Source organism: Kribbella steppae, assembly GCF_004342025.1.
Taxonomy (GTDB): Bacteria; Actinomycetota; Actinomycetes; order Propionibacteriales; family Kribbellaceae; genus Kribbella; species Kribbella steppae.
This window is the reverse complement of sequence record NZ_SLWN01000005.1, coordinates 20,813-40,621: the sequence shown is the minus strand read 5'-3', so window position 1 is coordinate 40,621 and position 19,809 is coordinate 20,813. Positions and strand designations below refer to the sequence as shown.

At 67.8% G+C, this 19,809-nt stretch carries 21 protein-coding genes and 2 tRNA genes; 19 read left to right on the top strand and 4 right to left on the bottom strand.

All coding sequences use genetic code 11. From position 1 onward, the window contains the following. Window positions 1-283 precede the first annotated feature (283 nt). Both EV652_RS15045 and EV652_RS15040 read right to left on the bottom strand, forming a co-directional pair. Window positions 284-1,492 carry a TerC family protein gene (locus EV652_RS15045; protein ID WP_132209752.1) on the bottom strand — a complete coding sequence of 403 codons (1,209 nt, stop codon included), beginning with the start codon at window positions 1,490-1,492 and terminating at the stop codon, window positions 284-286. Window positions 1,493-1,554: 62 nt separating this feature from the next. Beyond that, on the bottom strand, window positions 1,555-2,118 hold the full coding sequence (locus EV652_RS15040) for a helix-turn-helix domain-containing protein (protein ID WP_132209751.1): 564 nt from the start codon (window positions 2,116-2,118) through the stop codon (window positions 1,555-1,557). Window positions 2,119-2,157: 39 nt separating this feature from the next. On the opposite strand from EV652_RS15040, the gene EV652_RS15035 reads away from it, so the two are divergent. Both EV652_RS15035 and EV652_RS15030 read left to right on the top strand, forming a co-directional pair. Beyond that, on the top strand, window positions 2,158-2,682 hold the full coding sequence (locus EV652_RS15035; RefSeq protein WP_132209750.1) for a GNAT family N-acetyltransferase: 525 nt from the start codon (window positions 2,158-2,160) through the stop codon (window positions 2,680-2,682). A 39-nt stretch (window positions 2,683-2,721) separates the two neighbouring features. Continuing rightward, entirely contained in the window at window positions 2,722-3,213 is a 492-nt protein-coding gene (locus tag EV652_RS15030) for a GNAT family N-acetyltransferase (protein WP_132209749.1), read from the top strand. A 68-nt stretch (window positions 3,214-3,281) separates the two neighbouring features. Here EV652_RS15030 and EV652_RS15025 read toward each other — a convergent pair whose 3' ends face one another. After that, a complete protein-coding gene (locus tag EV652_RS15025) occupies window positions 3,282-4,073 on the bottom strand; it encodes a M23 family metallopeptidase (RefSeq protein WP_132209748.1) in 792 nt (263 codons plus the stop codon). Between the two features lie 474 nt (window positions 4,074-4,547). Between EV652_RS15025 and EV652_RS46155 the strand changes: the two genes are divergently transcribed. From EV652_RS46155 to rpmG, 16 genes are all read left to right on the top strand, one after another. Then, on the top strand, window positions 4,548-4,622 hold the full coding sequence (locus tag EV652_RS46155) for a putative leader peptide (protein ID WP_369410014.1): 75 nt from the start codon (window positions 4,548-4,550) through the stop codon (window positions 4,620-4,622). Window positions 4,623-4,734: 112 nt separating this feature from the next. Then, window positions 4,735-5,697: an amino acid ABC transporter permease gene (locus EV652_RS15020; RefSeq protein WP_132209747.1), complete on the top strand. Its 963-nt coding sequence runs from the start codon at window positions 4,735-4,737 to the stop codon at window positions 5,695-5,697. 5 nt (window positions 5,698-5,702) lie between these two features. Beyond that, on the top strand, window positions 5,703-6,455 hold the full coding sequence (locus tag EV652_RS15015; protein ID WP_132210214.1) for an amino acid ABC transporter ATP-binding protein: 753 nt from the start codon (window positions 5,703-5,705) through the stop codon (window positions 6,453-6,455). A 3-nt stretch (window positions 6,456-6,458) separates the two neighbouring features. After that, entirely contained in the window at window positions 6,459-7,388 is a 930-nt protein-coding gene (locus EV652_RS15010; protein WP_132209746.1) for an ABC transporter substrate-binding protein, read from the top strand. A gap of 9 nt (window positions 7,389-7,397) precedes the next feature. After that, on the top strand, window positions 7,398-8,393 hold the full coding sequence (locus EV652_RS15005) for an ABC transporter substrate-binding protein (protein WP_132209745.1): 996 nt from the start codon (window positions 7,398-7,400) through the stop codon (window positions 8,391-8,393). 12 nt (window positions 8,394-8,405) lie between these two features. Beyond that, the gene (gene ssuE, locus EV652_RS46010; RefSeq protein WP_132209744.1) at window positions 8,406-9,461 is read left to right on the top strand and encodes an NADPH-dependent FMN reductase; all 1,056 of its coding nucleotides are present in this window, start codon (window positions 8,406-8,408) and stop codon (window positions 9,459-9,461) included. Continuing rightward, window positions 9,458-10,540 carry an LLM class flavin-dependent oxidoreductase gene (locus EV652_RS14995; protein ID WP_132209743.1) on the top strand — a complete coding sequence of 361 codons (1,083 nt, stop codon included), beginning with the start codon at window positions 9,458-9,460 and terminating at the stop codon, window positions 10,538-10,540. The genes ssuE and EV652_RS14995 overlap by 4 nt, the downstream gene beginning before the upstream one ends. Further along, window positions 10,537-11,853: an NtaA/DmoA family FMN-dependent monooxygenase gene (locus EV652_RS14990; RefSeq protein WP_132209742.1), complete on the top strand. Its 1,317-nt coding sequence runs from the start codon at window positions 10,537-10,539 to the stop codon at window positions 11,851-11,853. Before EV652_RS14995 ends, EV652_RS14990 begins: the two co-directional genes overlap by 4 nt. Then, window positions 11,850-13,784 carry an FAD/NAD(P)-binding protein gene (locus EV652_RS14985; RefSeq protein ID WP_132209741.1) on the top strand — a complete coding sequence of 645 codons (1,935 nt, stop codon included), beginning with the start codon at window positions 11,850-11,852 and terminating at the stop codon, window positions 13,782-13,784. The genes EV652_RS14990 and EV652_RS14985 overlap by 4 nt, the downstream gene beginning before the upstream one ends. Continuing rightward, entirely contained in the window at window positions 13,774-14,886 is a 1,113-nt protein-coding gene (locus tag EV652_RS14980; RefSeq protein ID WP_132209740.1) for an LLM class flavin-dependent oxidoreductase, read from the top strand. Before EV652_RS14985 ends, EV652_RS14980 begins: the two co-directional genes overlap by 11 nt. Beyond that, window positions 14,883-15,662: a DUF1684 domain-containing protein gene (locus EV652_RS14975; protein ID WP_132209739.1), complete on the top strand. Its 780-nt coding sequence runs from the start codon at window positions 14,883-14,885 to the stop codon at window positions 15,660-15,662. Before EV652_RS14980 ends, EV652_RS14975 begins: the two co-directional genes overlap by 4 nt. Continuing rightward, window positions 15,659-16,708 carry an LLM class flavin-dependent oxidoreductase gene (locus tag EV652_RS14970; RefSeq protein WP_132209738.1) on the top strand — a complete coding sequence of 350 codons (1,050 nt, stop codon included), beginning with the start codon at window positions 15,659-15,661 and terminating at the stop codon, window positions 16,706-16,708. The genes EV652_RS14975 and EV652_RS14970 overlap by 4 nt, the downstream gene beginning before the upstream one ends. Window positions 16,709-16,775: 67 nt before the next feature. Then, window positions 16,776-17,720 (top strand): NAD-dependent epimerase/dehydratase family protein, encoded by a 945-nt coding sequence (locus EV652_RS14965; RefSeq protein ID WP_132209737.1) that lies wholly within the window; start codon window positions 16,776-16,778, stop codon window positions 17,718-17,720. Window positions 17,721-17,843: 123 nt separating this feature from the next. Beyond that, a tRNA-Thr gene (locus tag EV652_RS14960) sits at window positions 17,844-17,916 on the top strand. Between the two features lie 51 nt (window positions 17,917-17,967). After that, a tRNA-Met gene (locus EV652_RS14955) sits at window positions 17,968-18,041 on the top strand. Between the two features lie 67 nt (window positions 18,042-18,108). Beyond that, window positions 18,109-18,276 (top strand): 50S ribosomal protein L33, encoded by a 168-nt coding sequence (gene rpmG, locus EV652_RS14950; RefSeq protein WP_132209736.1) that lies wholly within the window; start codon window positions 18,109-18,111, stop codon window positions 18,274-18,276. A gap of 68 nt (window positions 18,277-18,344) precedes the next feature. Here rpmG and EV652_RS14945 read toward each other — a convergent pair whose 3' ends face one another. Beyond that, window positions 18,345-19,091 (bottom strand): hypothetical protein, encoded by a 747-nt coding sequence (locus EV652_RS14945; protein ID WP_132209735.1) that lies wholly within the window; start codon window positions 19,089-19,091, stop codon window positions 18,345-18,347. A 247-nt stretch (window positions 19,092-19,338) separates the two neighbouring features. Here EV652_RS14945 and EV652_RS14940 point away from each other — a divergent pair, with 247 nt between their 5' ends. Then, window positions 19,339-19,761 carry an FAS1-like dehydratase domain-containing protein gene (locus EV652_RS14940; RefSeq protein ID WP_132209734.1) on the top strand — a complete coding sequence of 141 codons (423 nt, stop codon included), beginning with the start codon at window positions 19,339-19,341 and terminating at the stop codon, window positions 19,759-19,761. Window positions 19,762-19,809 lie beyond the last annotated feature (48 nt).

The window sequence follows — 19,809 nt, the reverse complement described above, 5'->3', positions numbered from 1 at the left end:
CCTCCTCTTGACACCCTCGCCCCCCAGCGACGCGGTGTTGAGAGATGGCCTGATGACATCGACGACCGAGAGGACAACTCCCCTTCGCCAATGGAACTCCGACTGGGGCAGAGGTTCCACAGCTCGGCGACCGGTCGGCGCCGTGGCGCCAATCTCCCCGGCCGGCGTAGCGCTTGTCAAGCGTTCGCCTGCGAGTCGAGACGCCACTCGAAGTGCGCGATAGCGTCGGCAGATGGTGATCACTCGCCTCCGTGACCACGGTGTGGTTGATCGCGGGCAAGAACTACAGGCTGGGGCGGATTTCGTGGTCGGCGTGGGCGGCGGCGTGGCTTTCGGCGACTTGGCGACAGAGGTCCATCAGTTCGGGTTCGTTCTTGACCTGCTGGCGGGCTTGGGGGCCTAGGGCGATGATGTGGTCACGAGCCGCGAGTAGTCGCAGGAAGATGCGTTCGCGCTCGCCCTGGTCCATGGTGTATTCGGCGTCCAGGTAGGCGTTGGCGTCGCGGCGGATGTTGGCCATCGCGGTCTGGGTGCGGCCGCGGGTGCTGAACAGGGACGCCAGCACCGTGATCACCAGGACGGCCATGATGACCACGAGGGACAGGCCGGTGCTGATCTCGACCACGTCGACGTGTTCGCCGTTGTTGATGAACGGCAGGTTGTTCTCGTGCAGTGCGTGCAGGATCAGCTTGGCGCCGATGAACGCGAGGATCGCGGCCAGCCCGAAGGACAGGTAGATGAGCCGGTCCAGCAGGCCGTCGAGCAGGAAGTACAGCTGCCGCAGGCCGAGCAGGCTGAACGCGGTCGCGGTGAACACGATGAACACGTTCTGGGTCAGCCCGAAGATCGCCGGGATCGAGTCCAGCGCGAACATCAGGTCGGTGCCACCGATCGCGACCATCACCAGCACCATCGGCGTCATCATCCGGCGACCGTCGAGGGAGGTGAACAGGCGGTCGCCGTCGAAGTCCTCCGAGGTACGGAACAGGCGCCGGCTGAGCCGGACCACGAGGTTCTGCGCCGAGTGAGACTCCTCGGTCTGCGGCTTGAGCATGTTGCCCGCGGTGAGCAGCAGGGCCACGCCGAACAGGTAGAACACCCAGGAGAACGTGTTCAGCAACGCCGACCCGAGGAAGATGAACCCGGACCGGGCGATCAGTGAGAAGACGATGCCGAACAGCAGCACCTTCTGCTGGTTCTCCCGCGGCACCCGGAAGCTGGTCATGATGATCAGGAACACGAACAGGTTGTCGACCGACAACGCCTTCTCGGTGATGTATCCGGCGAAGTACTCCGAGCCCATCGCCGTACCCCCGAAGAGGAAGCAGCCGAGTCCGAACAGCACCGCGATCCCGACGTACACACAGGACCAGATCGCCGCTTCCCGCAGCGTCGGCACGTGCGCGGACCGGACGTGGAAGAAGTAGTCGAACGCGAGCAGCGCGAGGATGAGGCCAAGGCTGAGGATCCAGACCAGCGGGGACACCGACATCGTTCCTCCGTACGGCGTGGGGCAATGGGCTCAGCCAATCACGCCGTACCGGCCTGTGTCCGCTAGCTACGGCCTTTGACCAGGGCCACCAGGTAGCGGCACGGCGTGGTCGACGGGTTGTGGAATGTGGTGGGTGACGGCGGGCCGAGCTGGAGGCAGTCGCCGGTGTGGAGGTCGTGGATGACCGGGCCTTCGTGGAAGCGGAGGTGGCCGTCGAGGATCCAGATTTGCTGGTACTTGAAGATGTAGGCGTCCGCCGGGTACGAGACCGAGGCGCCGGGTGGGAGCTCCACCTCGACCAGTTCCAGCGGGCCGTCGGTGACCGGTGAGACCGCGCGGCGCACGTAGCCGGTGGCGGGGTCCGTCCAGGCAGGCTGATCGGACCGGCGGCGGAGGAGGTCGTCGGTGTTCTCGGCGCGGGCGACCAGTTCGGACAGGGTCATGCCGAGGGCGCCGGAGAGCCGGCCGAGTAGCACCGCGGTCGGCTGCGCCTCACCGCGCTCGATCTTGCCGATCATCGCCCGGGACACCCCCGAACGCTCGGCCAGCGCGTTCACAGACAGGTCCTGGGCGATCCGGGCGGCCTGCACCGTCGCGGCGAGCGAGGCGGACAGTTGATCCAACATGGTTGCCACTATAGCCACATTTATGGCTACTATCGTGACATGCCAAAGATCAGAGATGCGTCGCGGCTCGACGCCGAGACCTGCGCGGCGATCTACGCGCCTTATGTCACCGGTACGGCGATCACGTTCGAGATCGAGCCGCCGACGGTCGAGGAGATGGCCGCGCGCATCGAGAGCACGCAGGCGACCCATGCCTGGATCGTGCTGGAGGACGATGATGGCCGGGTTGTCGGGTACGCGTATGCGGGTCCGATGAAGCCGCGAGCGGCGTACCGATGGTCCTGCGAGGTGAGTGTCTACCTGGAGCTCGGCCGCCGCCGGACCGGTGGTGGGCGAGCGCTCTACGAGGCCCTGTTCGAGCGGCTGACCGAGCGTGGCTTCCGTACGGCGGTCGCCGGGATGACGCTGCCGAACGACGCCAGCGTTGGACTGCACAAGGCGCTCGGATTCGAAGAAATCGGCACTTACCGCAAGATCGGGTGGAAGCTCGACGCCTGGCACGACGTCCATTGGCGGCAGCGTCCCCTCGCCGTACTCCCGGATCCGCCGGAGGAGACCCGCTAGGGAAGGGGGCTGACCTGGTCGGAGGGTGAGGATTGTCGGGTGACCGCCAACCGCCTGACCGTTCGCCGTGCCGTCGAGACCGACGACGCCGTACTCCTCCGGATCGATCAGACCTCCTGGGACGCCACCACGGGCTTCCCGTCGTACCAGGAGCACATCCGGGACAGCTTCTTCGCCCGCAGCGGCCCGGAGGCCCACCTGGTCGCCGAGTACGACGGCCAGGTGGTTGGCTACCTCCGGCTGCAGGACAAGTACCCGTTCCCCGAGGGCGAAGGCGTCCTCACCATCAACGGTCTCGCGGTCGCCCTCGATGCCCGCGGTCAAGGCGTCGCCACCGCCCTCCTGGATGCGGCCGCCGCCGAGGGCAAACGCCGCGGCGCCCGCAAGATCAGCCTGCACGTCCACGGCACCAACACCGTCGCCCGCCGCCTCTACGAACGCCACGGCTACGTCATTGAAGGCACCCACCCCAACGAGTTCCTCATCGAAGGCACCTACGTCGACGCCATCGACATGGCCAAGATGTTGTGAGGGAGGATCGGGGTTATGCCTGGATGATGCCGACGCCTTCGTGGCGACCGTGGCGAGGTTCCTGGGTACTACGGGTTGACGCCGTGGTCCCGGAGCCACGGCTCCGGGTCGATCGGCGAGCCGCCACCCGGCAGCACCTCGAAGTGGACGTGCGGGCCGGTGGTGTTGCCGGTCATGCCGATGGCGCCGACCGGGTCGCCGGCGGTCACCATGTCGCCGACCGAGACGTCGAACTCGGACATGTGGCTGTACGACGTGACCGTTCCGTCGGCGTGCCGGACCTTCACCTGGCGACCGTACGCACCTTCGTACGCCGCCTGGATGACCTCACCGGCCATCACCGAACGAACCGGCGTACCGAGAGGTGCGGCGAAGTCGAGACCGGTGTGGTTGCTGGCCCAGCGGCCGCCGGCCTGGCCGAAGTGAGCGGTCAGGTGGTAGCCGGTGGTCGGGAGGACGACCTTCACCTTGGCCTTCTCCGCTGCCTCAGCCTTGGCCTTGGCGATCGCGGCCGCCTTCGCTGCGGCGAGCGCACGGGCCTGCGCGGCCGCCTTCTTGGCGGCGGCTGCCTTGGCCGCGGCGAGCGCGAGGGCACGACGCTGGGTCAGCGTCGCGTTCGCGGCCAGGCGCGCGGCCCGCTGCTGGGCAGCCTTGTCGGCCTGCGCCTTGCGGGTCGCCGCGAGGTTCAGGTCGACCCGGGACGCGTCCCGGGAACCGAGGTCCCGCCGATCGATCCTGGCCGCGGTCAGGTCGCCGGCCTGTGAGGGGCTCAGTCCGGTGTTGGCCGTGGAGGATCCGGTGGCGGAGGAGGTGATACCGACAGCGGTGGTGCCGGCCGCGGCGGCGAGAGCGGCGGTCATGCCGATCAGCTGGGTACGGCGGCCGAGACTTCGACGGGAGGAACGATGCTTGGCCGCCCGGCGCGGGGCAGCAGGACGACTCGGTGCCGGCCGTTCTGTTTCCGGCACGTCAGAGTGGGGGGACACGAGGGGCCTTCCAGGGAGGGGCACCACTGCCGGGGGGAAGCAGTAGCGCCCTCGACCATAAGAGAAGGTCACGGTGCCTTCAAACGTGGATTGCGGTCAGATGAACAAAATCGCACACGGACGGTGAAGGATCCCTGCCCCCGCGTAGACGCTCAGGCGTGAGTCGAACCGCCGGGTAGTTGAAGGCGGGCGTGACGCGCATCACTCTGCAAATGGCGCCGAGCAGCCCCTCCACACCGGTATAAGCCGTCCATATATTGAGAGGTTTGTCGACCAAGTTACTTAACTTTCAAAGTCGACCCATACTGGAATCACCGATCGATTCAGGAGCTACCGAGGAGGACGCAAATGACGCGCGCACTGCCGTACTACCGCCTCCACATCGACCTCCTGCGCGTCTCCAGCGCCCTCTGTCTGCGCTGACCCGACAGCACATTCCGTACGACGGCGTCCGGCCACCGGACGTCTGCCGCGCCGTGCCCGCATCCGCGCCGCCCGAGCGCCCGCGAAGCCTGCCCACCGCCAGGGAGAACCCGTGCCGACCACCTCGCTCACCTCCGCTCCGCATGCCGCCGACCCGCCGCAGACCGCCGTACCGGACGATGCCGATCTGCCCGTGGTCGGGCGGCGGCATCCGTGGCGGTGGGTCGGCGTCGCCGTCGTGCTCGTCCTGCTCGCGATGTTCGTGCACGGCCTGGCCACCAACCCCGGCTGGGACTGGCCGACGTTCTTCCAGTTCGTCACCACCCGGACGATCTTCGCCGCGCTCTGGGTGACCATCCAGCTGACCGTGTACGGGACGGTGCTCGGGTTCGCCCTCGGTGCGGTGATCGCGACGATGCGGTTGTCGACCAGCCCGTTCCTCCAAGTAGTTGCCTGGGGCTACATCTGGGCCTTCCGCTCGATCCCGCTGATCGTGCAGCTGCTGTTCTGGTTCAACATCGCCTACCTGTACCAGGAGCTCAGCCTGGGCATTCCGTTCGGCCCGGAGTTCGTGCACTTCAGTACCAACAACCTGTTCGGCCCGCTCGGTGCGGCGGTGCTCGGACTGGCGCTGCACCAGGCCGCGTACGCCGCCGAGATCATCCGCGGCGGCATCATCTCGGTCGACCAGGGCCAGCTGGAGGCCGCCGCCGCGCTGGGGATCCCGAGGCTGCGGCAGTTCTTCCGGATCGTGCTCCCGCAGGCGATGCGTTCGATCCTGCCGAACGGCGCGAACGAGGTGATCAGCCTGTTCAAGGGCACCTCGATCGTCTCGGTGATGGCGATCCCGGAGCTCTTCTACCAGGTGCAGGTGATCTACGGCCGCAACAGCCGGGTCGTCCCGCTGCTGATGGTCGCGACGGTCTGGTACATCGTCCTGACCACACTGCTGTCCATCGCCCAGTTCTACGTCGAGCGGCACTTCGCCCGCGGTACGACGCGTGAGCTGCCACCGACTCCGGTCCAGCGCGTACGGCGTACCTGGCGCGACCTGAAAGTGAAGGCGGCCCGATGAGCGCAATGGTGGACATCAAGGGCGTGCACAAGAGCTTCGGGGATCTCGAAGTCCTGAAGGGTGTGGATCTGGAGGTGCGGGCCGGCTCGGTCACGGTGATCCTCGGGCCGTCCGGGTCGGGCAAGTCGACGCTGCTGCGCTCGATCAACCATCTGGAGAAGGTGGATCGCGGGCTGATCCGGATCGACGGTGAGCTGATCGGGTACAAGCGGCGCGGCAACAAGCTGCACGAGTTGCGCGAGCGCGACATCCTGCACCAGCGGTCGCAGGTCGGGTTCGTGTTCCAGAACTTCAACCTCTTCGGACATCTCACCGCCTTGCAGAACGTCGTCGAGGCACCGGTCTCGTCGCAGCGCCGCAAGCGCAGCGAGGTCGAGTCATTGGCCCGCGAACTCCTCGAGCGGGTGGGAGTCGGTGACAAGGCCGACGTGTACCCGCGCCAGTTGTCCGGCGGCCAGCAGCAACGCGTCGCGATCGCCCGTGCGCTGGCGCTCCGGCCGAAGGTCCTGCTGTTCGACGAACCCACCAGCGCCCTCGATCCCGAGCTGGTCGGCGAGGTCCTCGACGTGATCAAGGAGCTCGCCCGCGACGGCGCCACGATGGTCGTCGTCACCCACGAGATCGGCTTCGCCCGGGAGATCGCCGACACGGTGGTCTTCATCGACGGCGGCCGGATCGTCGAGTCGGGTCCACCCCACGAGGTGCTCGACAACCCCGTCCACGAGCGCACCCGCGCCTTCATCTCCAAGGTTCTCTGACTGATGAAACGTCTCCTGATCGCGGCTCTTCTCCTCCTGACCGGCTGCACGGCCGCGCCGGCCCAGGTTGCGACCGACACCGGCGTCAACACGTCGGCCGAGCAGAACCGCGTGACCACCACGAAGAACGAAGCAGCCGCCGCGCTGCTGCCGGCGAAGGTCCGCGAGCGCGGCACGCTGATCGTCGGCGCCGGCTTCGGCAGCGGCAACGTGCCGCTCGGATTCCTTGCCGACGACAACAAGACCCCGATCGGCCTGGAGATCGACATCGCCTACCTGGTCGCGGAGGCGCTCGGGCTGACGCCAGACATCCAGGTGACCAGCTGGGAGAATCTCTTCATCGGTCTGGACTCGGCCAGGTACGACGCGGGCTTCTCGAACATCACGGTGACGGAGAAGCGCAAGCAGAAGTATGACTTCGCCACCTACCGCAAGGACGACATCGCGTTCGAGGCGAAGAAGGGCAATCCCTGGCGGGTCGCCGGCGGCAAGGACGTGGCCGGCAAGACGATCGCGGTCGGCTCCGGCACGAACCAGGAGAAGATCCTGGTCGACTGGAACGAGGCGAACGTCAAGGCCGGGCTGCCGGCCGCGACGATCAAGTACTTCAACAACCAGTCCGACACCTATCTGGCGCTGAGCTCCGGCCGGATCGACGCCTATCTCGGGCCGAACCCGTCGATCGCGTACCACGTGAAGACGTCCGGCCAGACCGAGACGATCGGCAAGTTCTCCGGTGCCGGCCCGACGCTGCAGGGCCTGATCGCGGCCACCACGAAGAAGAACAGCGGACTGGTCAAGGCGTACCAGGCGGCCCTCGATGGCGTCATCGCGGACGGCAGCTACGCCAAGGTCCTGGAGCGCTGGAACGTGTCGACAGAAGCGGTCGACAAGTCCGAGATCAACCCACCCGGCCTTCCCCTGACGAGCTGAGGAATCCTGATGACGCAACGCTTGAATTCGGTACGCCCAGCGGTCGGCTGGCGGGCGGCCCTCGCGGCAATCGTCGTACTCGCGGCGCCGGTTGCCTGTGCGGATCCGCAGACGGAGGCTCCCAGGGCTGGTGACGCCTCGGTGGTCGCGTTCGACACCTCGGCGAATCAGCAGCACATCACGTCGGCCAAGGTCGACAGCATCGCGGCCGAACTGCCGGCCGCCGTCCGGGAGAGCGGAACGCTTGTCGTCGGCAACGGTTCGGCCGGTGGCGGGTTGCCGCCGCTCGGCTTCACCGCGGACGACAACAAGACCCCGATCGGTGTCGAGATCGACATCGCCTACCTGGTCGCGAGTGTGCTCGGCCTCAAGGCGGAGATCCAGACCACCAGCTGGGAGAACCTGTTCCTCGGGCTCGACTCCGGCAAGTACCAGGTCGGCATCTCCAACATCGGGGTGTCCGAACTGCGCAAGGAGAAGTACGACTTCGCCACCTACCGGCTGGGCCTGCACGCGTTCGAGGCGAAGAAGGGCTCCGGCCTGAAGATCGCCGGTCCGGCCGACATCTCCGGTAAGACCATCGCGGTCAGTTCGGGCACGCTGCAGGAGGCGATCCTGCTCGACTGGAACAAGCAGAACGCGGCCGCCGGACGTAAGCCCGCGAACCCGAAGTACTACCAGCAGGCGTCGGACACGTACCTCGCGCTGGAGTCCGGCCGGATCGACCTCTACCTCGGCCCGAACCCGAACGCCTCGTACCACGTGGCGACCCAGGCCAAGACCGAGATCGTCGGCACGGTGTCGTCCAGCTACCCGGTCCAGGGCCTGGTCGGGATCACCACCAAGAAGGACAACGGCCTGGTCAAGCCGCTCGCGGACGCACTGAACGCGGCGGTCGCCGACGGCAGCTACGCGAAGGTCCTGAAGAAGTGGGGCCTGGACGCAGAGGCAGTGCCGAAGTCCCTGATCAACCCGCCCGGCCTGCCCAAGGACAAACAGAAGTAGGAGGCGACACAGATGGCAACCATCGCAACCATCTCCAGCAGCCCGTCCGATCCTTCTCGTACCGACGCCGTGCTGGAGTACGTCACCAAGCGGCTGATCAGCCACGGTCACACCGTCCCCCCGATCGTCCTGCGCGACCTCTCGGCCGAGCCTCTGCTCCGTGGTCGCGCCGACGACCCGGAGATCGCCTTGGCCGTCAAGGTGTTGGAGGCCGCCGACGCCGTCGTCGTCACCACGCCGGTCTACAAGGCGGCGTACTCCGGGCTTCTCAAGGTGTTCCTCGACCTGTTGCCGCAGTACGCCTTGAGAGGCAAGACGGTGTTGCCGTTGGCAACGGGTGGTACGCCGGCGCACGTCCTGGTGATCGACTACGCGCTCCGGCCGGTGCTCACCAGCCTCGGTGCCGGCGCGATCGGGCAGGGCTGGTTCGTGCTGTCGTCCCACATTCGCCTGTACGACGGTGGCGGGCTGCTCCTTGACCCGGCGGCGTCGGTGCCGCTCTACCAGGTGACCGAGGCGTTCCTCGCCACCGTCGAGGGCAGCCGGCCGGCCGAGAGTGTGCCGGTCCAGCTCGCCGGGATCGAGGCGGTGCGCGCTCGCCCGGAGGATCCCGAGGCGGCGCCGCTCCTCGCCGATCTCGTCGTCGAGTACAGCACCCGGTACGGCCGGACCAACGAGAACACCCAGCTCACCGAGGTCCCGCCGTCCGACTTCCATCCCGAGCGCGGCGGCGCGTTCGTCCTGCTCCGGTACGGCGGCCGGACCGTTGCCGGCGGCGCCATCCGTCGGTACGACGACCAGACCGCCGAGGTGAAGCGGATGTGGACCTCGCACCTGCACCGTCGGCAGGGGCTGGGTCGTCGGGTCCTCACAGAGTTGGAGGCGGCCGCGATCGACCTCGGGTACCGCAAGCTCTGCCTGACCACCGGCCCGCGGCAACCGGAGGCGGCGGGGTTGTACCTGGCGGTCGGGTTCGAGCCGCAGTTCGACACGTCGGCCGACCCGGAGTCGATCGGTCCGCTGCGGTTCACGAAGGACCTGAGCGTCGCGTTGAAGGTGGCGTCGTGAGTCGGCGGCGGTTGATCACCGCGATCGAGATCGATGGTGCCGGCGGGCATCCGGCTGCCTGGCGTGGGCCTGAGGTGGACCCGGCCGCGATCCTCACCGGTGAACTCGCCCTGCGTGCGGTGCAACGGGCCGAGGCGGCCGGGGTCGACATCGCGACCTTCGCCGATGCACTGGAAGCGCCGGCGGATATTGCCGATCGGGTGAGCGTGCGGCTGGATGCGCTCGGTCTGGCGGCCCGGATCGCACCGGCGACCGAGCGGATCGGACTGCTGCCGACGATCACTGTCACGCACACCGAGCCGTTCCACGTGCAGGCGTCCGTCGCCACGCTCGACTACATCTCGTCCGGTCGCGGTGGGTGGGTCGCAGACGTGTCGTCGTCGGAGGAGGCGGCCGCGGTGATCGGCCGTCGTGAACCGGCTCCCGCCGCCGACACCTGGCGCGAGGCCCGGTACGTCGTCGATGTCAGCCGACACCTCTGGGACTCCTGGGAAGACGACGCCATCATCCGCGACGCGTCGACCGGCCGCTTCATAGACCGAGACCGCATTCACTACGTCGACTACTCCAGCCCGACGTTCAACATCAAAGGTCCTTCGATCGTCCCTCGCCCGCCCCAAGGTCACCCGATCACCGCGATCCGGGTAAACACCCCGGAGGCCCTGGAAACAGCCGCCGAGGCCGAGTTGGTCCTGCTGCCGGGAGTCGGGGAGTTGGAGGAGCGGCTGGCTGCGATCCGAGTCGGCGCGGGGTCGCCGCGGGTGTTGGTTTCGGTGGGGGTGTTGCTGGATGAGGACCCGGCGGCGGCTGCTTTGCGGGCTGACGGGGCCAGTCACCTTGACCACATCGGTGGGGTGGAGCGGCTGGCTGACCTGATTGGAGAGTGGGCTGCGGCGGGCGTGGATGGGGTGCAACTGCGGCCGGCTTCGCTGGAGGTCGACGTACCTGTGATCGCGGAGCGGCTGATTCCGTTGCTGCGGGCAAGGAAGTTGATCGGGCCGGTCGGCCGGGCGGCGACGCTGAGGAGCCGGCTCGGGCTGGCGCGGCCGGGGAGCCGGTATGTGGGGAGCGAGCGATGACCAAGCAGATCCATCTGGCGGCGCACTTCCCGGGCGTGAACAACACCACGGTGTGGTCAGATCCGGAGTCGGGGTCGCAGATCGATTTCGCGTCGTTCAAACATCTGGCCGAGACGGCCGAGCGCGGGACGTTCGACTTCTTCTTCCTGGCCGAGGGACTGCGGCTGCGTGAGGTGAAGGGCAAGATCCACGACCTCGACGTGGTCGGCCGGCCAGAGTCTCTGACGGTGCTGAGTGGGCTGGCCGCGGTCACCCAGCATCTCGGCCTCGCGGCGACGGTGAACTCGACGTTCAACGAGCCGTACGAGTTGGCCAAGCGCCTCGCCACCCTCGACCACCTCTCCGGCGGACGCGCGGCCTGGAACGTCGTGACGTCGTGGGACGCGTTCACCGGCGAGAACTTCCGCCGCGGCGGGTACCTGGACAAGGCGGATCGGTACGTCCGCGCGCAGGAGTCACTGCGGATCGTGCGGAAATTGTGGGATTCCTGGACCGAGGACGATCTGGTCCTGGCCCAGGCGGCGGGTGTCTTCGCCCGCGAGGGCGCTGGGGCCTTCGCGGACGAGGGCGCGCACTTCGACATCCGCGGGCGGTTCGGGTTGCCGCCGTCGCCGCAGGGCCGGCCGGTGGTCATCCAGGCCGGCGACAGCGATCAGGGCCGGGAGTTCGCGGCGTCGGGTGCGGACGTGATCTTCAGCCGGCACGGGACGTTCGAAGCCGGGCAGACCTTCTACAAGGACGTGAAGTCGCGGCTGGCCCGTTACGGGCGGACCGACGAGTCGCTGAAGATCATGCCCGCGGTGACGGTCGTCGTCGCGGACACTGATGCGGAGGCGGTCGAGAAGGCGCAGTACATCCGCGAGCAGCAGGTCTCCGGACCAACGGCTCTCGTACTGGCCGAACTCCTGTGGGGTCGCGATCTCTCGGCGTACGACCCGGATGGTCCGCTGCCGTCCGAGGACCCGGTGGTCGGGTCGTCCGTGACCCAGGGGCGCGTCGGCTACAACGACCCGGCGCCGATCGTGGCGGAATGGCGGGCGCAGGCCGAGGCGCACGGCTGGTCGTTGCGCGAGACCGTGATCAACCAGCAGAACCGCCAGACCTTCATCGGCTCCCCGTCGACGGTCGCCGAAGCGCTGAACCGTCACGTCCAGGAAGACGCGGCCGACGGCTTCGTCCTGGTCCCACACCTCACACCCGGCGGCCTGGACGACTTCGTCGACCGGGTCGTCCCCCTCCTGCGCGAGCGTGGGGTGTTCCGGTCCGAGTACGCCGGTACGACGTTGCGCGGACACCTCGGGCTGGACACATGACAAGGCAGGAACAGGTCGTCGCCGCGGAGTTCCGCCGGCCACGCGCGCCCGGGGTCGGCCACTCCAACTCACCGGCGAAGATCGTGTTCGTCGGCGGCGGACCGCGCACGGTCGGGTTGCTCGAACGGTTCGCGGCGAGCGCTCCTGAACTGCTGGGCGAGCGATCGCTGGAGATCCACGTGGTGGATCCGTTTCCGGCCGGCGGCGGCCGGATCTGGCGGCGGGACCAGTCGCGGCTGCTCTGGATGAACTCGATGACATCCGACGTCACGATCTTCACCGACGAATCGGTCGAGTGCGACGGACCGATCATCCCCGGCCCGGACCTCGCCACCTGGGTGGCCGGCGAGGGCGCCGTGATCCTGGAGCGCGCCGCTCTGGAACCGGCCGGTCCGATGGACTTCCCGCCGCGCTTACTGCAGGCCGAGTACCTCGCGTGGGTCTGGGAACGGGTGGTCCGCGACCTGCCCGCGACCGTCACCACCCACTTGGAGCGTGCAGTCGAGTTGACGGCCGATCAACGCGTGGTGCTCGCGTCCGGCAAGGAGATCGACGCCGACCTCGTGGTGCTGGCCCTCGGCTACCTCGACCGGTTGCCGACGGCATCGGAGACCGCCTGGGCAGCGCGCGCATCCGACGCGGGCCTGACCTACATCCCACCCGGCTACACCGCAGACGTCGACCTCGATGACCTGCGGTCGGGCGAGAACGTGATCGTCCGCGGCTTCGGTCAGGCGTTCATCGACCTGATGGTCCTGCTCACCGAGGGACGCGGCGGCTGGTACGACGAGTGCGATGGCCTGCTCAGCTACCGCCCGTCCGGCAACGAGCCGATCCTGTACGTCGGTTCGCGCCGCGGAGTGCCGTATCACGCCAAGCTCGGTTACACAGTGGCCGGGACGAAGCCGGTGCCGACCCGCTATCTGACCAAGGCCGCGTTGGACGAGCTCGGCGCCGGGGTGCTCGACTTCCAGACCCACTTGAGCCCGTTGATCGACAAGGAACTGACGTTCGCCCACTATCAGCAGCTGTTCAGCGCGCATCCGGAGCGGACTCGGTGGTCGTGGCAACGATTCGCTTCCGTGCTCGACGGGTCGTGGCCGACAGCCCCTGAGTTCATCGCGGCGGTGGAGGACGCCGTACCGGATCCCAACGACCGGTTCGTGCGCGCTGCCGTGGATCGGCCGTTGAACGGGCGGTTCTTCGAGGACCGGGACCGGTTCGAGCAGTTCCTGGCCGGGTTGATCGAGACGGATCTGCTGCGGCGCGCGGATGCGTCGTACTCGGCTGATCTTGCGGTTTTCAATGCGCTGCTGAGCATCTACAGCGTGTTGTCGGTGGCGATCACCGAAGGGCGGTTGTCGGACGAGGATCGGGTCCGGCATGTGGAGACCGAGTGGCACGGGTTCTTCTCGTTCGTGGCGAGTGGTCCACCGCCGCGGCGGCTGGAGGAACTGCTCGCGTTGCATCGAGCCGGCATCGTCCGGTTCGCCGGTCCTGATCTTGATGTTGCCATCGACAACGATCAGTTCGTGGCCCGGAGCTCCGGTGTGGCCGGGGAGATCCGGGCGCGTGCGTTCGTCGAGGCTCGGTTGCCGCGCCCCGACGTACTGGCTGCGACCGATCCGCTGCTGCGCGGGTTGCTGGCGTCCGGCGTACTGGCGGCCGACGAGTTGTTCGCCGCGGACGGGACGAGTCTCGGCGGCGGTCAGCTCAAGGCGGACTCGCAGTGTCGCGCGATCCGGGCCGACGGCAGCGTCCACCCGTCGCTGTTCCTGCTCGGGCCGTCGGTGTCCGGTTCGGCCGGGTCGTCCGGGTTCTCGCGGCCACATTTCAACGGCGCCGGGTTCCGGCAGAACGACGCGGTCGCCAGGCACCTCCTGAAGCTTCTCGCACCCACCGTACGGAAGGAAGAACGCCATGCCAGTTGAGTTCCTGGGAATCGCCGGGACCAACCCGGCCAGCGAGGTCACACCGCGAACCGGCGGCCCGCTGGACCTGGAGTACACGGCCAAGCTCGCCCGTGCCCACGAGGACAACGGGTGGGACCGGATCCTGTTCGCCTACCACTCGGGGTCGCCGGACCCGGCCCAGGTCGCGGCGTACGTCGCCGGCCGGACCGAACGGATCAACCTGGTGGTCGCGCACCGGCCGAACGTCGCCTACCCGACGCTGACCGCGAAGACGTTCGCGACGCTCGACCACATCAGCGGCGGCCGGTTCGAGGTCCACGTGATCACCGGCGGGTCGACCGCTGACCAGGCGGCCGAGGGCGACTTCCTGGCCAAGGACGACCGGTACGGGCGGACGCGGGAGTTCATCCAGATCCTCAAACAGGCCTGGACCTCGGACGAGCGGTTCGACTTCAACGGCTCGTTCTATCGTTTCGAGCAGTTTCTGGCGGATATCAAGCCGTTGCAGCAGCCGCGGCCGCGGATCTCGTTCGGTGGTTCGTCGGCCGCGGCGTACGCGGTGGGTGCGGCCGAGGCGGACATCTTCGCGTTGTGGGGTGAGCCGCTGGCCGGAACGCGGGACCAGTTGGCGACCATCGACGCCGAAGCCTCGAAGGCAGGTCGTGCGGACCGTCCGACGATCCAGATCGCCTTCCGGCCGATCCTGGCGCCGACCGAGGAACTCGCCTGGGAGAAGGCCGAAAGCATTCTCGGCCGGATCAAGACCGTGCGGGCCGGTGGTGTCCCGCTGAACACGCGCCTCCGGTCGAAGACGCCCGAGAACGCCGGCTCCCAGCGGTTGCTGACGGCGGTCGAGGCCGGCGAGCGGCACGACCGGGCGCTGTGGACCGCCCCGACCGGGCTGACCGGAGGTGGCGGCAACTCGACCGCGCTGGTCGGTACGCCGGACACGGTGGCGGCCGCGTTGCTCGACTACTACGACCTCGGGATCCGGATCTTCTCCGCCCGCGGTTACGACATCTACGACGACGCGATCGACTTCGGCCGCTACGTCATCCCGCTGGTCCGGTCCGAAGTGGCGCACCGCGAGCAGAACTCCCGGAAGGACCTGGCCTCATGACCGTCGTCTCCGACCTCGAGCAGGACTGGCAGACGTGGCACGCTGCCCGCGAACAGGACCTGGACACCGACTACGGCTGGCTGACCGTAGTCGCCTTCGACTGGCTGCCACCGGCGCCTGGGTTGATCCGCGGCCTGCCGGGCAAGTGGTGGGCCGACAACCAGCAGGCGTCGGTGACGGCCGATGGCGAGCTGACACTGGGCGGTGAGCCAGTGCACGGCGAGACGTCGGCAAGTGTGCCTGAGGCGGGCTCACTGAGCTGGCTGCTGTACGGCGACCGCCTCGCGGAACTCGTGCGGCGAGGCGGACGGTACGCCGTTCGCCAGCGAGACCCACGGGCATCGACCCGGCGTGGGTTCAGCGGTGTACCGACGTACCCACTGAATCCGGACTGGGTGGTGAAGGCGTACTACACGCCGTACCCGGAGCCGGAGCGGGTGGAGGTCTCCACAGCCCGCGATGACCTCCGTCAGCACGTCACTGCGGTCGGCACTGTCCACGTGGCGCTCGGCGGGTCGGCGTACGAACTGGTGGCGACGGCTGCCGGGGGTGGACGGCTCACTCTGTCCTTCCACGACAAGACAAACGGGGAGGAGACGGCTCCCTGGCGCACTGTCACCACTGGAGTCGTGGAGAAGGACCACTCAGTCCTGATCGACTTCAACCGGACCATCAACCTGCCGTTCGCGTTCACGGCGTACGGGACCTGCCCGGCGCCGGTCGCAGGTAACCGCCTCGGCCTGCCGATCACGGCAGGCGAGAAGAAGCCGCGATGAAGTTCTGTACCTACACGCTGATCGACAACTCGCCGGACCCGATCAGCGGGGTGCAACTGACGCCGTACCAGCGGTTCCAGCACGTCGTACAGCAGGCGCAGTGGGCGGAGGAACTGGGGTTCGACGCGTACGGCGTGGGGGAGCGGCACGCGCAGCGGTTCATCTCGTCGTCTCCGCCGGTGGTGTTGTCGTACATCGCGGCGGTGACGTCGCGGATCCGGCTGCTGACGACGGTGACCGTGCTGTCGCTGCTGGATCCGGTCCGCGTGGCGGAGGACTACGCGACGCTGGACCAGCTGTCGGGTGGGCGGCTCGACATCATCATCGGGAAGGGCAACGACCCGGACCAGAACGCGCTGTTCGGGTACTCGCTCGAGGGCCAGTGGGATCGGAACCGGGAGAAGTACGAGCTGCTGCGGCGGTTGCTGCGGGAGACAGCTGTCACCTGGTCGGGTTCCTATCGTCCTGCGTTGGTGGACGCGACGAGTCAGCCTCGGCCTTATCGGGTCGATGGCATCCCGCTGTGGCATGGCTCGGCGTCGTCGACGGAGTCGACCGAGCTGGCGGCTCGCTGGGGTGATCCGTTGTTCTCGGCGAACGGCTTCCACCCGCTGGAGAAGTACGCCGGGCTGATCCGGCACTACCGGGAGCGGTGGGAGGCGTACGGGCGTGATCCGGCCGACGCTGTGGTCGGGGCGGGCTTCAACGGGCTGTACGTGAAGAAGACGTCGCAGGAGGCGGTGGACGGGTACCGACCCATCTTCGATGCGTTCATGGACTCGCCGGGGGCTCGGCACAACAAGTTGCCGTTCCAGACGCTGGAGGAGTTCCTCGAGGGTGGGTCGGTGCTGGTCGGGTCGCCGGAGCAGGTGATCGACAAGTTCGGCCGCTACCAGGAGGCCTTCGGCCACGAACTGTCGGGCATCTCGCTTGAGGTCGCAGGCCTCCCGGAGGATGAGAACCGGGCCTCGGTGGAGACGTTCGTCACGGAGGTGATGCCGGCACTCCGAACGTCGTACCCGAGCCGGGTGTGGACCGAGTCCTAGGCGGGCTGGTTCTGCTGGGCGCAGACGGTGCTAGGCGGGGGCTGGTTCGGCGGGTAGGACTGGGGGAATGCGGATTGCGATCCTGGGTGGAACCCAGTTCATCGGCAGGGCAGTCGTGGAGCGGTTGGTGGGGGATGGACACGAGCTGCTCGTGGTTCACCGTGGGGAGCACGAGCCTGCGGGGCTCCCCGTCGTCGAGCACGCGCACGTGGATCGGCATGACGGGCCGGCGCTGGCTGCCGCGTTGAAGCCGTTCGAGCCGGAGGCGCTCGTTGACGTCTCCGGGATGAACGCTGCCGCGGCCGACGCGGCGCTGGGTGCGGTGGGGCCGTCGGTGAAGTTGGTGGCGATCTCCAGTGGTGACGTCTATCGCGCGTACGACGGTCTGCACTCCAACTGGACCAGCGACGGGCTGCCGTTGACCGAGTCCGCTCCGTTGCGCGAGCGGCGGTTCGTGGACGGGCCGCAGTACGAGAACCTGGAGATGGAGGAGCGGTACCTGCCGCGGGGAGCGACCGTGCTGCGGCTGGGGGCGGTGTACGGCGAGCACGACTACCAGCGGCGGTTCGAGTTCGTCCTGCGGCGGGTGCGGGCCGGGCGGAAGCGGATCCCGATCGGGTCGGGGCAGTTCCTGTTCAGCCGGGTGTATGTCGGTGATGTCGCAGCGGCCGTGTCGTTGGCGCTGGCCGGTGACCATCGGGGTGAGGCGTTCAACATCGTGGAGCCGGTCACAACGCCGTACCGGCTGTTCGCCGAGCAGATCCTGGCCGCGGCGGGTGGGTCGGACGTGGAGTTGGTGCGGGTCCGGGACGATCTGCTGCCGGAGGACCTGTCGTTGACCGGGACGTTGGACCAGCACCTGCTGATGGACTCGTGGAAGGCGCGGACGGTGCTCGGGTGGGCACCGGTCGACCCGGCCGAGAGTCTGCGTCGGTCGGTGCGGTGGCACCTCGCGCACCCGCCCTCGGACGCCTCCGACGACTTTTCCGCGGATGACGACGTACTGGGCTGAAAATTGGTCAGAAGGACTCTGCGGACCCGGTATGCTTTCCGGGTCGGACAGAGGGGGGCACAGGGTGCGCCCGGCTCGATTTCACATCGAGGCGGCGGACCGTGTAATCTCTCTCCTCGGCCCGCCCCTTTAGCTCAGTCGGCAGAGCGTCTCCATGGTAAGGAGAAGGTCTACGGTTCGATTCCGTAAAGGGGCTCTGAGAACGACATCTCACCCGGTTCGCCGGGTGGGGTGACGGACTCTCCCCGGCGGGGTAGCTCAGGTGGTTAGAGCACACGGCTCATAATCGTGGTGTCGCGGGTTCGACTCCCGCCCCCGCTACCTACCAACGCAGTATCTCGAGAGTGCGATCACCTAAGTTGCGCACTCCTGACAAGAAGAGGCAGCAGTGGCCAAGTCAACCGACGTCCGCCCGAAGATCACGCTGGCGTGCACGGTCTGCAAGGAGCGCAACTACATCACCAAGAAGAACCGGCGCAACGACCCGGATCGTCTTGAGCTGAAGAAGTACTGCTTCCGCTGCAACGACCACACCGACCACCGCGAAACCCGCTGACCCCAGCTTCTTCGCGAGGGCCGCTTCGGACACCGAAGCGGCCCTTTCGCTATGCCTCAGCGCACTAGTTACACGGTGAGGATGGGTCGGCCGCCCTCGTAGGCGGCCAGGCGCTCGTCGCGCGGGGTCAGGCAGCAGGAACCGCACAGCGTTCCGGTGCCGACCTCACTGGTGTAGTAGAGGCAGCAGGTGTTGCGGAGGTAGACGAGCTTCCCGGCCGCCTCCTGTACGTCGCCCAGCCGAGCCAGCCCGCCCGGGGCGTTCCCAACGAAGGTCCGCCAGCGATCGAGCAGATAGGTCGGGGACACCGTCTCCTGCTCGCGGTTGGCGGCGCAGAAGCCCATCGCGCAGCCGGCTGCGACACCGCCCTGGAGTTGGCGGAGTCCGGCCCGGGTACGGCGGTGGAGCTCGGCGGACAGTGGTAGCAGGTGCTGCCGGAGCACCACGTCGTACAGGGTCTCCAGGCCGCCCGGGAGGTAGCGGGCGGAGCGGATGGCGACGGCGGCGAGGCCGTGGCCGTCGTGGGGGCGGACCCAGAGATTGTGCGGGCGGATGTCGAGGACATGGCCCTCCAGCGCCCACCACAGCAGTGCGGTCGCGGGTGCGCGGCCGGCGTAGAAGGACATGAAGCTGAGCGCGTTAGCGTGGGCAGATGTGTGCCCGCTGGCGTCGTGGTCGCGCTTGAGGAGCTCGGTGAGCTCCGGCCCGTCCTGCTCGAGGATCCGGTCCACCCGGAGCCACTCCGGGCCCTCCGGCGCACCGATGTCCAGCCTGTACCGGGGCGCGTACCTAGCCAGCGCCGTTACTGCCGTCACGTTCTACCTTCCCAGTCCGGTCTTACTGAGAGTGGGTGGCGGCACTCGCATCAAGGCGTACCTGCCGGTCCCACGCCTACTGCGCGGCACTCGGCACGGCATCTCGCCGCACTGGAGCAAAGGCCACGATGAAACCCGCATCGAGGCCTTTGCTCCAGCACGCCGAGTTACCGCACCGAGCACCTGCTCGCTACGGCGTGGGACCGGCAGGTACGCCTTCCCTAGTCTGCCAGTAGGGTTACGGGATATGACGATCGACGCCACGATGGTCGGCCGGAGCTACACGGCCGCCGAGTCCTACCAGGTCGGCCGGGAGAAGATCCGCGAGTTCGCCGACGCGATCGGCGACTCCAACCCGGCGTACCGGGGTGCTGACGCGATCGCACCGCCGACCTTCGCCTTCATGCTCGGCAGCCGGGCGCTGGAGCAGCTGCTGAGCGACGAGGAGCTCGGGCTGCGGCTCGACCGGATCGTGCACGGCGCGCAGAAGTTCGCCTACACCCGCCCGATCAAGGCCGGCGACGACATCGCCGCGACCGCGACCATCACCACCGTGCGCAAGGCCGGTGACGTCGAGGTGATCATGTACGAGACCGCCCTGACCACGGTCGACGGCGAGCCGATCGCCACCTCGACCTCCACGATCTCGCACAACCGGGCGGAAGCATGAGCACCGTGCTTTTGGCCGGTCTCCCTCCGCTCCTCAGTCCAGGCCGGG

What these genes read in the sequence shown, in the direction of transcription:
- EV652_RS14975 (WP_132209739.1), top strand. Translation starts at nt 14,883, where the DNA reads ATGACCGTCGTCTCCGACCTCGAGCAGGACTGGCAGACGTGGCACGCT.
- EV652_RS14980 (WP_132209740.1), top strand. Translation starts at nt 13,774, where the DNA reads ATGCCAGTTGAGTTCCTGGGAATCGCCGGGACCAACCCGGCCAGCGAG.
- EV652_RS15010 (WP_132209746.1), top strand. Translation starts at nt 6,459, where the DNA reads ATGAAACGTCTCCTGATCGCGGCTCTTCTCCTCCTGACCGGCTGCACG.
- ssuE (WP_132209744.1), top strand. Translation starts at nt 8,406, where the DNA reads ATGGCAACCATCGCAACCATCTCCAGCAGCCCGTCCGATCCTTCTCGT.
- EV652_RS15035 (WP_132209750.1), top strand. Translation starts at nt 2,158, where the DNA reads ATGCCAAAGATCAGAGATGCGTCGCGGCTCGACGCCGAGACCTGCGCG.
- EV652_RS14970 (WP_132209738.1), top strand. Translation starts at nt 15,659, where the DNA reads ATGAAGTTCTGTACCTACACGCTGATCGACAACTCGCCGGACCCGATC.
- EV652_RS14965 (WP_132209737.1), top strand. Translation starts at nt 16,776, where the DNA reads ATGCGGATTGCGATCCTGGGTGGAACCCAGTTCATCGGCAGGGCAGTC.
- EV652_RS15005 (WP_132209745.1), top strand. Translation starts at nt 7,398, where the DNA reads ATGACGCAACGCTTGAATTCGGTACGCCCAGCGGTCGGCTGGCGGGCG.
- EV652_RS15040 (WP_132209751.1), bottom strand. Translation starts at nt 2,118, where the DNA reads ATGTTGGATCAACTGTCCGCCTCGCTCGCCGCGACGGTGCAGGCCGCC.
- EV652_RS15015 (WP_132210214.1), top strand. Translation starts at nt 5,703, where the DNA reads ATGGTGGACATCAAGGGCGTGCACAAGAGCTTCGGGGATCTCGAAGTC.
- EV652_RS15025 (WP_132209748.1), bottom strand. Translation starts at nt 4,073, where the DNA reads ATGACCGCCGCTCTCGCCGCCGCGGCCGGCACCACCGCTGTCGGTATC.
- EV652_RS14990 (WP_132209742.1), top strand. Translation starts at nt 10,537, where the DNA reads ATGACCAAGCAGATCCATCTGGCGGCGCACTTCCCGGGCGTGAACAAC.
- EV652_RS14985 (WP_132209741.1), top strand. Translation starts at nt 11,850, where the DNA reads ATGACAAGGCAGGAACAGGTCGTCGCCGCGGAGTTCCGCCGGCCACGC.
- EV652_RS15045 (WP_132209752.1), bottom strand. Translation starts at nt 1,492, where the DNA reads ATGTCGGTGTCCCCGCTGGTCTGGATCCTCAGCCTTGGCCTCATCCTC.
- EV652_RS14940 (WP_132209734.1), top strand. Translation starts at nt 19,339, where the DNA reads ATGACGATCGACGCCACGATGGTCGGCCGGAGCTACACGGCCGCCGAG.